Genomic DNA, 258 nt, shown 5'->3' on the forward strand with positions numbered 1-258 from the left:
GAAATCAAAGAAAATGACTATAACTTAAATATTCCAAGATACGTCGATACATTTGAAGAAGAAGAACCTATCGACTTAGACCAAGTCCAACAACAACTGTCAGATATTGATAAAGAAATCTCTGTTGTAGAATCAGGAATCAATGACTATCTTAAAGAACTAGGAGTGTTAAAACATGACTGAACACACAAATACTCCAGAATTAAGATTTCCAGAGTTTAAAGAAGAATGGAAACTTCAAAAATTAGGAAACCTAGC

General features: G+C 32.2%; 1 pseudogene. It reads left to right on the plus strand.

From position 1 onward, the window contains the following. Positions 1-183 (plus strand): annotated as a pseudogene (locus tag HMPREF2578_RS11460) (type I restriction-modification system subunit M); the annotation flags it as partial. Positions 184-258: the final 75 nt, after the last annotated feature.

The sequence above is a fragment of the Staphylococcus sp. HMSC072H03 genome, from assembly GCF_001809305.1.
Classification (GTDB): Bacteria; Bacillota; Bacilli; order Staphylococcales; family Staphylococcaceae; genus Staphylococcus; species Staphylococcus hominis.